The 14,171-nt window shown below is 32.9% G+C and carries 9 protein-coding genes and 1 tRNA gene; 2 read left to right on the forward strand and 8 right to left on the reverse strand.

Features of this window, described 5'->3' with window-relative positions; translation table 11 throughout:
• The 3 genes from NSA01_RS04430 to NSA01_RS04440 form a co-directional block, all read right to left on the reverse strand.
• Complete coding sequence (locus NSA01_RS04430) at positions 1-978, reverse strand: biotin--[acetyl-CoA-carboxylase] ligase (protein WP_257480304.1); 978 nt, start codon at positions 976-978, stop codon at positions 1-3.
• Between the two features lie 84 nt (positions 979-1,062).
• Positions 1,063-4,695 carry a PAS domain-containing protein gene (locus NSA01_RS04435; protein ID WP_257480305.1) on the reverse strand — a complete coding sequence of 1,211 codons (3,633 nt, stop codon included), beginning with the start codon at positions 4,693-4,695 and terminating at the stop codon, positions 1,063-1,065.
• Between the two features lie 24 nt (positions 4,696-4,719).
• Entirely contained in the window at positions 4,720-5,808 is a 1,089-nt protein-coding gene (locus NSA01_RS04440; protein ID WP_257480306.1) for an HD domain-containing phosphohydrolase, read from the reverse strand.
• Positions 5,809-6,110: 302 nt separating this feature from the next.
• Here NSA01_RS04440 and NSA01_RS04445 point away from each other — a divergent pair.
• A tRNA-Trp gene (locus tag NSA01_RS04445) sits at positions 6,111-6,186 on the forward strand.
• Positions 6,187-6,322: 136 nt separating this feature from the next.
• Here the strand turns inward: NSA01_RS04445 and NSA01_RS04450 are convergent.
• The 5 genes from NSA01_RS04450 to lgt all read right to left on the reverse strand — a co-directional run bounded on the left by NSA01_RS04450 (position 6,323) and on the right by lgt (position 10,139).
• A complete protein-coding gene (locus tag NSA01_RS04450) occupies positions 6,323-7,117 on the reverse strand; it encodes a DUF6179 domain-containing protein (RefSeq protein WP_257480307.1) in 795 nt (264 codons plus the stop codon).
• Between the two features lie 13 nt (positions 7,118-7,130).
• Entirely contained in the window at positions 7,131-7,673 is a 543-nt protein-coding gene (locus NSA01_RS04455) for a DUF6323 family protein (protein WP_257480308.1), read from the reverse strand.
• A gap of 186 nt (positions 7,674-7,859) precedes the next feature.
• Entirely contained in the window at positions 7,860-8,711 is an 852-nt protein-coding gene (locus NSA01_RS04460) for a class II fructose-bisphosphate aldolase (protein WP_257480309.1), read from the reverse strand.
• Positions 8,712-8,995: 284 nt separating this feature from the next.
• Positions 8,996-9,187, reverse strand: coding sequence for a hypothetical protein (locus NSA01_RS04465; protein ID WP_257480310.1), 192 nt, complete (start codon positions 9,185-9,187; stop codon positions 8,996-8,998).
• A gap of 82 nt (positions 9,188-9,269) precedes the next feature.
• Positions 9,270-10,139, reverse strand: a complete 870-nt coding sequence (lgt, locus tag NSA01_RS04470) for a prolipoprotein diacylglyceryl transferase (protein WP_257480311.1) — start codon at positions 10,137-10,139, stop codon at positions 9,270-9,272.
• Between the two features lie 135 nt (positions 10,140-10,274).
• Here lgt and NSA01_RS04475 point away from each other — a divergent pair, with 135 nt between their 5' ends.
• On the forward strand, positions 10,275-13,922 hold the full coding sequence (locus tag NSA01_RS04475; protein WP_257480312.1) for a DNA polymerase III subunit alpha: 3,648 nt from the start codon (positions 10,275-10,277) through the stop codon (positions 13,920-13,922).
• The last annotated feature ends 249 nt before the right edge of the window (positions 13,923-14,171 follow it).

The raw sequence follows: 14,171 nt of genomic DNA on the forward strand, positions 1-14,171 counted from the left end.
TCATATGCTTCTGATACTTATTTCTCCGCTGTTAAAATTTTTTATCTCACCGTCACTTGTCTTTATTTTTATCGAAAAATCCTTATTTAAATCGAGAAGAGTTGCTTTTATTTTTTCATTCCCCTGGATATATGTTATATCTTCATTTATGTATAACATCTTTTCCTTGTATTCTTTGTAGAGAGAATTCTTATCGAAATTCAGATATTTACTTTCAAACACATTTAAGAATTCGCTTATTATTTTATTTCGGTTCAGGGCTTTTCCGGTAAAGTCCTGAACAAAACCTATAATATCTTTGAATTCTTCGGGAACTTCTTCATTTTCGGGTCTGTTTATATTTATACCCACCCCCAAAACTACATTTTCCATACTTCCGCTCTCAAAGCTTATTATACCTTCAGTAAGTATCCCGCATAGTTTAAGTCCGTCTTTATAAATATCATTTACCCATTTTATATCACAGTCTATCCCAGCTGCATTTTTAAGGGCTTCTACTACACTCAGCCCGCATATTATTGTTATGATATTAACTTCTTCGATCGGTAGTTTAGGTTTTAATAATAAGCTTAAATACATGCTGCTGTCCTTTGGTGAAAAGAAAGGTCTTCCTCTTCTGCCCTTACCGCTTGTCTGAGAATTGGCTATGATTACTCTGCCTTCTGTTTTTTCTTCTTCTTTTAAGTTTTTTAAATAGTTTATCGTAGAGTCCGTTTCTTCCACTATTTCTATGATATTTCCTATAAATTTAGTGTTAAGTCCCTTTTCTATTTCTTTCCTATTTAAATAGCTTATATTGCTGTCAAGCATATATCCTTTGTTTTTGACAGAAACGATATTATATCCTTCTTCTTTTAAAATATTGATATTCTTCCAAACGGCATTTCTGGATATATTTAGTCTCAAAGCTATATATCCCCCCGAAATCACTTTTCCGCTGTTTTCCTTTAATATTTCAAGTATATTATTTTTATTCATTTTAAACTCCTTTATATAAGTAGTTTAAAATAAAAAAAAGAGACTGTCAACTATAAATAATAAAAAGGTTGACAGTCTTATTGTTTAATTTCCTAAGTAAGTTTTCAATACTTCATTTACCTTCTTTACATCTATAGGCTTTGAAAGATGTTCATTCATACCGCTGTCCAGTGCTTTTTTTACATCACTGTCAAAAGCATTGGCGGTCATTGCCACAATGGGGATATTTTTGTAATACTCATTTTTAGCTTTTCTTATTTGTTTTGTAGCCTCGTATCCGTTTAATATAGGCATTTGTATATCCATGAGTATCAAATCGTAATATCCGTCTTCATGAACGGCAAGTTTATCCAGAACCTCTTTACCGTTTTCAACAGTATCGATATTCCCCGTTATTCCTTTTATAAGCTCTACTGCTATTTCCTTGTTTAATTCATTATCTTCGGCTATCAGTATCCTTTTACCGGATAAGGATGATTTATTATTTTTATGTACTTCTCTTTTTATATCTTCATCAATTAAACCGTTAAAGAGTTTGATTATATCCGATTTAAATATAGGTCTGTTTGCTACTATATCAAATCCCGCCTTATCTGCATTTATATAATCTTCAGAATCTAAAACGTCAGACAAAACAAGAGTTGGATCATATTTATTTTTCAAAGCCTTTCTTATATTTTTACAAACTTCAATACCATCCATATCTTTCATGTCTAAATCAATTAAAATTACATCATACTGCATAGAATGTTCATATGCTTTTACAGTCATCTCCAAAGCTTTTGCTCCCAAAGTCGTAAAATCATTTTTTATTCCCAGTGAATTTAGTATCAAATTAAGTCTTTTAGCATTTTTTTGACTGCTGTCGGCTATCAGCACTCGAAGGTCTTTAACCGAGTCATTGATTCTAGTTTCTTTTATATGATTTAATTTATAAGAAGCATAAACAGTAAAACAAGTCCCTTTCCCAAGCTCGCTCTTTACGGAAATTTTTCCGCCCATCATATCCAGTATACGTTTTGTTATAGTCATTCCAAGTCCTGTACCTTGGATCTTCCCTGACATTTCCTTGTTTTCCCTCTCGAAAGGTTCAAATATATTATCGACAAATTCTTTTGACATCCCTATCCCGTCATCAATAAATTCAAATTTATAATTTGCATATCCATCCCTTGTTTGGGGAAGTTCATATATATTAATATTGATATTTCCATTGTAATCGGTAAATTTAATGGCATTTGATAGTATATTTATAAATACTTGCTGAAGCCTTAATGAATCGACTATTATATTTTCATGTTCTACATCTATATCAAGGCGGATATGCTGTTTTTTTCCTTTAGCCTGTGACAGGATAATAGTTAAAGTATCATGGAATAAATCCGAGATATTTACGTTTTCTTCTTTTAAAATCAAGTTTCCGCTTTCTATCCTTGACATATCCAAAATGTCATTTATGAGGCTCAATAAATGCTTAGAGGAAACATCTATCTTATCGAGGCAGTCTTTTATCCTGTCTTCGTTTTTGATACTTTCTTTAGCTACTGTAGTCATGCCGACTATACCGTTCATAGGTGTTCTTATATCGTGTGACATACTTGATAAGAATAAAGATTTTGCTTCATTTGCTGCATTTGCCTTTTTTAAAGCTTTTTCAAGCGCTCTGTTTTGCGCTTCAATCAGTTCTTCCTGCTTTACCTGATCTGTTATATCTCTTATAATAAGGTTTATTCTGTTTCTGTTTTTACCTGAGTTAAATATGGCAGTAGCTTCGATCCACTTGTGTTCGTCTTCTTTTAGTCTGTATTTACATGATATTTTTCTTACATCCGGCTTATCTTCTGCTATACATATTAAATTTTTGATACCTAAAGTATTTGCTACGTACTTTGTATCGCGGTGGTCTATATCATGCCTTAACATATGTAGGAACGATCTTTTGTAATTTCCATAGTTTTTCTTGAAATAACTCATTTCAGAGAAATCATTTTCTATGTATTCACCGGTATTTAAATCTATATCTACCACAACATCATAAGCGGTACGTATTATACCGCTTAGTCTTTCTTCCATTTCAAGTTTTTTTCTGTCGGTAATATCCATCATTACCCTTTGGTTGAGGATATTTCCTTTGGCGTCTTTTACCATTTCGCTTGTTGCATAGACCCATCGTATTTCACCGTCCGGTCTTTTTATTCTATATTCTTCGCTGAAATTTTCTCCCACATATTTTAAGACATTTATTTTACTTAATATATAATCTCTGTCTTCGTAGTAAATCCTGCTTAAGAACTCTTCCCTGCCGAGTTTCAAACACTCTTCTTCCGTTTCGTATCCCAGTATTTTTAAAGCTTCATTGTTCATCATTATAAATGCAAATTCACCGCCTACATTATGATAGCGAAGTATCCCGCACATTACGGAATTGTAGATACTATCAAGGAAGTCTTTCTGCTCCGTCACTTTCAAAGTAGACTGCTGAAGTTCATCTATATCTAAAAACAAGCAGTTGATTATATCTTTACCGTCGTGAGACTTACATTTGTATCCGCTGTCTAATATCCATTTTAGAGAACCGTCTTTACAAACAACCCTGTATTTGACCGCGTAATTCTTTTCATTTTCTAAAAATGAGGTGTGATAATCTTTAACTGCTTTTACCTTATCGATATAATAAATTAAATTTAGTACATTTCCCTTTGTGATACTTAAAAGTTCTTCTTTTGAATACCCCAGCATTTTACATAATTCATCGCTGACATAAAAGAAATCATATGTATCGCATTCATAAGAAGCAAGACCTCCGCTTATAGAGGAGAGAATCAATTCTATCTGCTGATTTTTCTTCCTTAATTCTTCGAATGTTTTTCTTTTTGCTTCTTCGGATTTTCTTAAAGCTGCTTCGGCTCTTCTCTTCTCCGTTACATCGGTTACAAGAGCAAAAATGACCGGATTGTTCGTACCCGGATAATCGTCGAGTTTGTGTGCTTTTGCATTTATCCAGTGATACTCATTACTAAAATCTATCACCCTGAGTTTAAATTCCCTTACTTTCCCCGATGTCAAACATTCATTTATTGCTGATGATAGAGCAATTAAATCCTCGGGATGAACTTTATCTTTTATAGGTGAGGTCGTATCATAATTATTTCTGTTACAGCCTATTATATTTAAATACCCCTCGTTTACATATAGCGGAAATAACTCTCCGTTCTTCACTTCATAAAAACAAAGTCCGTCGTTTACATTATCGGCAATATTTTTAACATGATACTCTATTTGATTTATTGAGTTTTGCAAATGATTTATTGTATTCATATTGTAATAATATATTTGGATAAAAGATGTCCCGTCCGGCTTTTCTATCAAAGAAGTTCTCCCGAGAAAATGAACGATATTATTTCTGATATCACTAAAATTCCTGTTCCAGTTTATTATCTTCTTACCATTATTTATTTTCTTTATATCATTCAATATGTAGTCATACTCTTCCGGGCTTACCAAGTCTTTTAAAGTCAGATTATTTATATTTGTATCATTTTTTATACAAAAAAAAGAAAGAGCTTCTTTATTAATAAATAAAACACGATACGGATAATGATCTTCTAAGGCAAATAATTGCCCTGGCATCGAATCATATAATGTTTTTATCATATCGTTTTCGCTGTTAGCTCTTTCTTTTATTTTAAAGACTTCTTTAATCCCATAGTTTTTCATACTTAACTCCCTGTGAAACAGAGTTTAAGCTATAGCATCGCTGTCTTTGGTTACAAAATTAATAAGAGTGTTAGAAACTTTCTTAAAGCAGTCAAGCAATATAGGATTAAACTGTCCGCATTCCCCGTTTAAAATCATTTCCACCGCAACATTTGGGTCATAAGGCGGTTTATATACCCTTGGGGATATAAGTGCATCAAAGCAGTCTGCTATTGATACTACCTGTGCCCAAATGGGAATGTCTTCTCCTTTTAAACCGTCGGGATATCCTCTTCCGTCCCATTTTTCATGATGCCATCTGCATATCCCGTAGTAATATTCGTAATTTTCATTATCGAAAATATCTTTAAAACTATCGAGCATTTCGCATCCTTTGACCGTGTGTGTCTTCATTATTTCAAATTCCTCATCGGTCAATTTCCCCGGCTTATTAAGTATATTGTCCGGGATAGCTATTTTACCTATATCATGCATAACGGCAGCAATAGATATAGTTTCGATGAGTGCGGGGGTAAATCCGTATTCCGGTTTTACTTTTGAGATTTCACTTAGAAGAAGCTGAGTTATCTGACGAAGTCTTTTAACATGTTCTCCCGATTCCAAATCCCTAAACTCTACTACAGTACTCAAAGAGTCGATTATAGATAAACTTTGTTCTTTTAATTTTTCGTCTTGAAGCTTGATTTCTTCCGATTGCTTAAAAATGGTATCTTCCATTCTGAAACGACGATTGTATAGCTCTATGGCATTTTTTACACGTCTGGTTATAATATTTGGATTGAAAGGCTTTTGGACTATATCCTGAACTCCCATATCATAACCTTTATTTATCATATCAGCAGCATCTGCGGCGGTTACTAAAAATACCGGAATTCTATCCATCAATCCGGAAGAGTTGAGTTCTTCCAAAACTTCAAAACCATCCACCTTTGGCATGATTATATCCAGAAGTATTATATCGATACTTTCTTTTAACTTATCAATTAAATCTAAAGCTTCTTCTCCGTCAGAAGCCTCGTAGACTATATATTGATCTTTAAATAATTCTTTTAAAATCACTCTGTTCATTTCTATATCATCTACAATTAAAATAACATTTTTATTATTCTTCATAACTTTTCCTCAATAATGAATTAACTACGATAAATTATATCACAATTAAAGAGCCATTACCAATATAAAGTTACTTTTTATGTATTTAATCAATATTTTTAAGTTTAGATATAACATGCGGTGCGTAAAATATTATCACCAACAATATGATGTAATATGAAGAAACTTGTCGAAGAGGTTATATTTTATCATTATTATTTTTATTTAACATTACTTTTGTAACCTTTATATAAATAAAAAGGATATATAAAATTATATTGACATTTTTCTAAAATTTGTTATAATGTAAAAGTGTCAAAAATAGGGGTATAGCTCAGTTGGTAGAGCAATGGTCTCCAAAACCATGTGCCGAGGGTTCAAGTCCTTCTGCCCCTGCCATAAGTAAATTCAAGCTGCTTGATAAGCAGCTTTTTTTATATTTATTTTCTTAATATTTCCGATTGTATTATTTAAGCTTAGAGAAATTTTTAGTATTACTGCTTATGTTAAATCAATTATACATATAAAACTTTACTTAAAATCTATATCTCTTATTATAAAAAAAGAATGCATAATCGTCACTTAAATACATAAAATAATCCGACATTTTTTTATTCAAGATAGTATTCATAATAGTTTCTATTTTATTTTTTATTTTATCTTTTGAATATCCGACGAAAAAATTATTTAAAATCATGATATCCTTATCTGATAGTATCAGACTATTTATCTCATTGCCTGAAATAAAGCGGCAAATAGTATTGAACAGTATTGGAAAGCAAATATTGTCAAGATACAAATTTCTATAGTCATTAAAAGAGTACTCCATAAAATCTATGATCATATCTTTATTGAATAAGCTTAGGAATTCTTTTTCTATCTTTACGGAGTTTAGGTATTCCAAAATCAAATCTATACCGCATTTACTGTTCGGATTTCCTTTTATAATCGGATAATCAAGAGTAAGGATATTATTTTGAGGAAAATACTTTGGTGTATATTTTATAAAAAACATAGGTATACCTTTAAGTATCATGTCTTTATAATTCCTTACTCCATAATCTTCAAAATCATTTATAATATCTTCATATATACCTTTTGCCTCCAATACTTTGTTATTTACTATATCAAGCCCATTTTCATATAAAAACTCCACACTTACATTCCTATCCAAGATATTGTTATCTTTGAAATTTTCTTCGATACAATATAATATACCTTGTAACAATATCTCTGCTGTTTCATAAGATACGGACGAACTGTCCTTTGAAGTGTATTTACCCATTAAATCAATCAATATAGGAAATATTTTTTCATAATCATATTTCATTTTAATTCTCCATTTATTCCCAAAATAATTCTTTAATTACACTTTGATATAAATCTTTATCCCATCTTTGTTCTTCACTTAAATTTTCATATATATTTTTACCTTGGGAATAAATATAGTCTAAACTCTCATCTCTTACAGCTTTTGAAAATCTTTCCAAACAAGTATCTCTAAGGTATTCCAAATCTCCGTAACATACATCATCAAACTGTTCTCTCATAAAATTCAAAAGTTCGTCATCCGTGAGCTTATCTTCGGTCTCGTTTTTAAAGTTATAAAATATATCCACGAGGTCTTTTATAGTGTCGATATAATTATTCCTGTCTATATATTCACTGTCTGAGAATATATAGATTATTTTTTCCGTCACACCGTATGAAAATTCTATCCTCTTATATTTCTTTAGTGTTTCATTTTTACTGATAATAATTTCTTTTGCTTCTTCTCTTGTGATAGATAAACCAAACTTATTTATATTTACATTTGATTTTCCTATTAAATCAATTTCTTTCTTTGTGATGTTATAAAGTATCAGATCCATATTTCCAATATCCATAATAGCCTCCTTTTCCTTTAAGGACGCAATTATACTCTTTAGGTACTCTCATAACAAGACTTGAAATTTTCCTGATTTTATGGTATTATAAATACATAAAAAGGAGATAAATTTGATTATTTATCTCCTTTCATATTTAATTCAGTAAATTTTTATCGATTTAACCTATATATTATCAAATGATTATCAATCTTTATTTTTAGAACCGCATACACCTATCAAATGTTTTACCTTATCTTTCATTGTCTTTATCCCCTTTGTGTTATATTCTTTAGGGTCGTAAATATTTCTGTTTTCAAGCCTCATCCTTACGCCGTTTGTAAACGCCATTCTAAGGTCTGTTGCGTAATTTACTTTACATATCCCAAGACTTATTGCCTTTTTAACATCTTCATCATTCGTTCCGCTGGTACCGTGAAGGACAAGAGGTACATCAACCAAGCTTTCTATTTCTTTAAGTCTTTCGAAATCCAGATTCGGTTCTTCTTTATAAGGACCGTGAGCGGTCCCTATTGCAACGGCAAGTGAACTGCACCCTGTCTTTTCAGCGAACTCTTTAGCTTTTATAGGCGAAGTAAATATAGCATCTTTATCCAATACTTCGTTTTCGTCTTCTTTTCCCCCTACTCTTCCAAGCTCACATTCTACCGGTATATCATAATCCAAAGCATAATCCACGACTTCCTTCGATACTTTTATATTGTTTTCAAAATCCATTTTTGAGCCGTCTATCATTACTGAAGTATATCCTGCTTTAATACACCTTTTACTTAGCTCAAAGCTTGCTCCGTGGTCCAGGTGAAGTACGATCGGTATTCTCGTATCTTTTGCATAGTATTTAACTATGCTGGCAGCTATTTCGGGAGGGATATAATTAAGTGTAGAAGTTGTCGTCTGCATTATAACGGGAGATTTTTCTTCTTCACATGTTTCTATTATCCCTCTTGCCATTTCCATATTTTCAAAATTGAATGCGGGAACAGCATAATTTTCTGACTTTGCTTTTAGTAGTATTTCTTTAGACGTAACGAGTGGCATGACTTTCTCCTTTAAGCTTTATTAAATATTTAAATATTATTATTTTTAAATTTATATTTTCTATTGTTAATAGCTATTTTAATCATAATAAGATAACAATTTCTTTATAGAAAGGTTCCGCTAATGCATATAAAATAGACGTTTTCCAAATCACGTAATCGTAATAAAAAGTACACGTAAAATCCTTTTATAAGTAATGCTAAACACTTTTTTAACTATTAGGAACGGTTCATACATTATATTAATAAGATGTACTAAAATAGCTTTGATATCAGAATTTGACACTACTTTTTCTTATTTAGCTGAACACGAATTATATTAAACAAATTTGAAAGCAAGGTACAAAAAAGTGCCGAAGCAAGCAGCCAATTATTCTTTTCCTGATCAAACATAGCTATCAACAAAAAAATAATTCCTGCTATAATCAGACCAACACTTGAAATAAATAATAAAGTATTTACTTTTTTCTTATCCATTTCTAATCTCCATAGCTCCATATTTATCGAATTAATGTTATATTCCTATATAAAAAACATCACTGTCTTTTTTAATTTTATATTAATCCTTACTTTTTGCTTCTTTGCTTGTTATAATATTTTTTTCTTTAGTATCTATGTTATTATTTTCGATTTTCAATTCATTCATTGTGCTAACATCATTATCTTTGATTTTATGTTTTCTTCTTATTATATATATACCTATAATTCCTGCAAGTATCAAACCTAGACTTACAAACTGAGCTATTCTAAGCCCTAAAAACATTAAAGAGTCTGTTCTGAGCCCCTCAATAAAAAATCTTCCTATGGAATAATAGATAAAATATGAACAAATAAGCTCTCCGTCGAACTTTTTAAATTTCTTATCTATAATAAAATAAAGAAGGAAAAATCCGATCAAATCCCAAATCGATTCGTAAAGGAATGTTGGATGAACCATTATGGAACCAAGTGTCGGATCTATTACATTTATAGCCCATGGTACATTCGTTATACTTCCGTGAGCTTCCATGTTGAAGTAATTTCCCCATCTGCCGACAGCCTGTGCTAAGAGTATACACGGAGCCGCAACATCAAGCATTTTTAGAAAATCGAGTTTGTGATGTCTGCATACCAGATATACCCCGAGGAATGCACCTATAAGACCTCCATGTATTGCAAGTCCTCCGTTCCAAGTCCTGTATATCAAATTGAGATGTTCGCTGTAGTATTCCCATTCGAATGCTACATAATAAAGTCTCGCACATATTATTCCGAGAGGCAGACATACGATTATAAAATCGTAGAGTATATCGGGATCTATACCTAGCTTTTTAAGTCTTTTAGCGATAAAGAACAGTGCAAGAAGTATCCCCGTCAAGATACATATTGCATACCATCTTACTTCTATGGAGCCTATAGTAAAAGCTATAGGATTAGGTGTCATTAACATAAATTTCCTCCTTGGTAAATTAAAAGAATTATACCATATATTGTATTTATAATAAATAATTTTATCAATATATTATTCCCTTTTTTGACCAAATATTATATAATAAAATTTAGTTTTAAGATAGGGAGATAAAAAATGTCTATACCATTTACACATTTACATGTACATACAGAATACTCATTATTGGACGGATTTTGTAAGATAAAAGAACTGCCTAAGCTCGTAAAAGATATGGGCATGGATAGTATTGCCATAACCGATCATGGAAATATGTTTGGTGTTATAGAATTTTACAGAGCGTGCAGAAAGGAAGGGATAAAACCTGTCCTTGGATGTGAAATATATATGACTATGGGTGACAGAAAAGGCAGAGACCCGATGAATGACAAGCAGAGCTTTCACTTTATCCTACTTGCGGAAAATGAAATCGGATATAAAAACCTTATGAAAGTCGTATCTATAGCATATACAGAAGGGTTTTACTATAAACCGAGAGCCGATTTTGACTTGCTTGAAAAATACTCCGAAGGACTTATCGCTACAAGTGCTTGTATCGGGGGTATTATACCGAGAAAGATAAACAGCGGAGAAATAGAAGAAGCAAAGAAATATCTTGAGAGATTTATTGATATATATGGAAAAGATAATTTTTTCCTTGAAATCCAAGACCATGGTCTTGAAGAAGAAAAAACAGCAAACGAAGAATTAATAAAAATGGCTGAGGAGTACGGAGTAGGGCTTATTGCCACGAACGACTCCCACTATTTAAGAAAATCCGATTCCGAAGCTCATGATGTCCTTCTTTGCGTACAGACCGCAAGTAACTTAAGCGACGAAAACAGGATGCGTTTTCCTAATGATGAGTTTTATATAAAAACTCCGGAAGAAATGAGTGAGCTTTTTAAATACTGTCCGGAAGCTATTGAAAACACTCATAAAATTGCCGAGAGATGTAATGTAGAAATCGAATTTGGGCATTACCATTTGCCGGTATTCCCTCTTCCCGAAGGAATGACATCTCAGCAGTACCTTAAAAAGCTTTGTATGGATGGCTTACATAAGAAGTACGATAATGTAACAAAAGAATTAACTGAAAGACTTGAATACGAACTTGGCGTAATCAACGATATGGGCTTTAACGATTATTTCCTTATCGTTTGGGATTTCATCAATTATTCAAGAACTCATGATATCCCCGTAGGTCCCGGAAGAGGAAGTGCCGCGGGAAGTATAGTAAGTTATACCCTTGATATAACTCAAATAGACCCAATTAAATACGCACTTATTTTTGAAAGGTTTTTAAATAATGAAAGGGTATCAATGCCCGATATAGATATTGACTTCTGCTACGAAAAAAGGCATGAAGCGATAGAATACGTTATAGAAAAATACGGATTTGACAATGTTAGTCAGATAGTTACCTTCGGAACACTTAAACCTAAAGCGGCGGTTAAAGATATAGCCAGAAGTATGGGGATAAGCTTTGACCAATCCAATAAAATCGCTAAACTCATCCCTGATGAAGCGAAGATAACCATAGAAAAAGCCATTGCAATGAACCCCGAACTTCATCAGATGTACGATGAAGACCCTACGATAAAGAAACTTCTTGATACGGCTAAAGCGGTGGAAGGTATGCCAAGGCATTCATCTACTCACGCGGCGGGGGTCATCATTTCCGACAGAGCCGTTAGTGATTATGTACCTTTGTATTTAAACAAAGACAGTATAGCCGCACAGTTCAACATGACCACGGTAGAAGAACTGGGACTATTAAAAATGGACTTCTTGGGACTAAAAAACTTAACCGTAATCAAGCATACTTTGGATAATATAAAACTATCCAAAGGCATTGATGTGGATATAGATAATATAAGTCTTACGGACCAGAACGTATTCGATACAATAAGCAGAGGCGATACGATAGGTGTATTCCAGCTTGCAAGTCCCGGAATGCAAAGCTTCATGCAAAGACTTAAACCAAATACATTTGAAGATATCATAGCGGGTATTTCGCTTTACCGTCCGGGTCCTATGGACATGATACCTACATATATAGATAACAAACATAACCCTGCTAATATCAGTTATCTTCACCCTTCATTGGAACCCATCCTTAACGTAACATATGGTATCATCATTTACCAGGAACAAGTTATGCAGATAGTTAGGGATTTGGCGGGCTATTCAATGGGGCGTAGTGACCTTATCAGAAGAGCCATGGGTAAGAAAAAGCATGAAGTTATCGCCAAAGAAAGAGAAATATTCCTTCACGGTAATGAAGAAGCCTTTAATAAAGGTGAAGACAAAGAAAAGGTTCATGGCTGTGTAGCTATAGGGATAGATGAAAAAACGGGTAATGAAATATATGACTTGATGGAAAAATTCGCGTCATATGGTTTCAATAAATCTCATGCGGCGGCATACGGAGTCATCTCCTATCAGACTGCATATTTAAAGACTTATTACCCTGCTGAATTCATGGCTGCCCTTATAACTGTTTATATCGGTTCCGATGACAGGATGTTATATATGAACCACTTAAAGGAAAAAGATATCAAACTCCTACCTCCCGATGTAAATAAGAGTTACTCTCGTTTTACGGTTGATGACGGAAGCGTTAGATTTGGTCTGCTTGCCTTGAAAGGACTTGGTGAATCAGCTATCGAAGAGATCATACAGGCAAGAGAAGAAAAAGGAGACTTTACTTCATTCCCTGATTTTGTAAATAAAATTGAATTTCATTCTCTAAATAAAAAAGGAGTGGAAAGCCTCATATTATCGGGAGCCTTTGACAGTCTCGGAAATAACAGAAGAGAGCTTTACTGTGTATATGAAGACTTCTTAAACGATACTTTAAGACAGAGAAAACAAAATATCGCAGGTCAGACCACTCTCCTTGAAATGCTTTCTCAGGAAGAAAACGAACAAATTGAAATGACTATACCTACAATGGCAGAATTTGAAGCAAAAGAAAAGCTTAAATTTGAAAAAGAGGTAATGGGAATGTACATTAGCGGACATCCCCTTGCCGAACATGAAGAAGACCTTGATAAGTATACTAGTATGCAGCTATATGAAGTATATGACAGGTATGGAAACAAGAATTCGGAAGAAGAGGAAGAAGCCGAACCTCAGGTTCCCGTTAATAATAAATATAATAAATTCAATAAAAATAAAAGAGAGCTTATTACGATAGGCGGACTTGTAACATATGTAAAAGTTATATATACGAAAAAAGACAATAAACAAATGGCTTTCATGACGGTTGAAGATTTGACTTCTGATATGGAAATAGTCGTATTCCCGAGAACATTTGACGAATATAAGGATATTTTAAAAGAAGATAATAAGCTTATAATAAAAGGACAAATAAGCGTTAAAGAAGAAGACGAAGAAAAAAGCGTGTCTATAATCGCAGATAAGATATGGGATATGGAAGACAAAAGGAGCAGACCGCCTGCAATAAGAAAAAAAGATGTGATCCAGCCAAGGATAAAAAAGGCAAAGGAAAAAGCGGTATCTCCCGAAATCAAGAAAGCTAATTCAAAGAAAATAATAGGTAATTCTCTTACATTGGTACTCAATAAAATAAACGAAAGAACTATGAGTGATATAAGACAGCTTTTTGTAAAGTACAAGGGAGATAAAAAAGTCGTACTTTTCTCCCCTGTTTCAAAAAAATCTTATGTTGCGGACAAAAGCATGTGGGTCAAGCTGGAAATCGGGCTTATAGACGAGCTTGCGGAACTTATTGGGAAGAATAATATTATTATTAAATAGTACATCAGGGGCTCTGCCCCTTTAACCCTTTGTAGGGCGCTGCCCTACTACTCGCCAATATTTTTCCAAAGATAAAAATATTGGATAAAAATCTTTCACTCAATTGCCGTGAAGGCTCTTTACGCGTTCGGATTTTCTAAAAATCCCTACCCGGGATTTTTGAAACGACCGCTACCCCAACCTCATAATAAATAAAAAGCATTCATTAGCTGATGAGTGCTTTTATTTTATTTATATCTATATAAAACA

Source organism: Anaerofustis stercorihominis (assembly GCF_024623185.1).
Taxonomy (GTDB): Bacteria; Bacillota; Clostridia; order Eubacteriales; family Anaerofustaceae; genus Anaerofustis.

Coding starts and splice junctions, on each gene's coding strand:
- NSA01_RS04475 (WP_257480312.1), top strand. CDS start 10,275: ATGTCTATACCATTTACACATTTACATGTACATACAGAATACTCATTA.
- NSA01_RS04460 (WP_257480309.1), bottom strand. CDS start 8,711: ATGCCACTCGTTACGTCTAAAGAAATACTACTAAAAGCAAAGTCAGAA.
- NSA01_RS04440 (WP_257480306.1), bottom strand. CDS start 5,808: ATGAAGAATAATAAAAATGTTATTTTAATTGTAGATGATATAGAAATG.
- lgt (WP_257480311.1), bottom strand. CDS start 10,139: ATGTTAATGACACCTAATCCTATAGCTTTTACTATAGGCTCCATAGAA.
- NSA01_RS04430 (WP_257480304.1), bottom strand. CDS start 978: ATGAATAAAAATAATATACTTGAAATATTAAAGGAAAACAGCGGAAAA.
- NSA01_RS04450 (WP_257480307.1), bottom strand. CDS start 7,117: ATGAAATATGATTATGAAAAAATATTTCCTATATTGATTGATTTAATG.
- NSA01_RS04465 (WP_257480310.1), bottom strand. CDS start 9,187: ATGGATAAGAAAAAAGTAAATACTTTATTATTTATTTCAAGTGTTGGT.
- NSA01_RS04435 (WP_257480305.1), bottom strand. CDS start 4,695: ATGAAAAACTATGGGATTAAAGAAGTCTTTAAAATAAAAGAAAGAGCT.
- NSA01_RS04455 (WP_257480308.1), bottom strand. CDS start 7,673: ATGGATATTGGAAATATGGATCTGATACTTTATAACATCACAAAGAAA.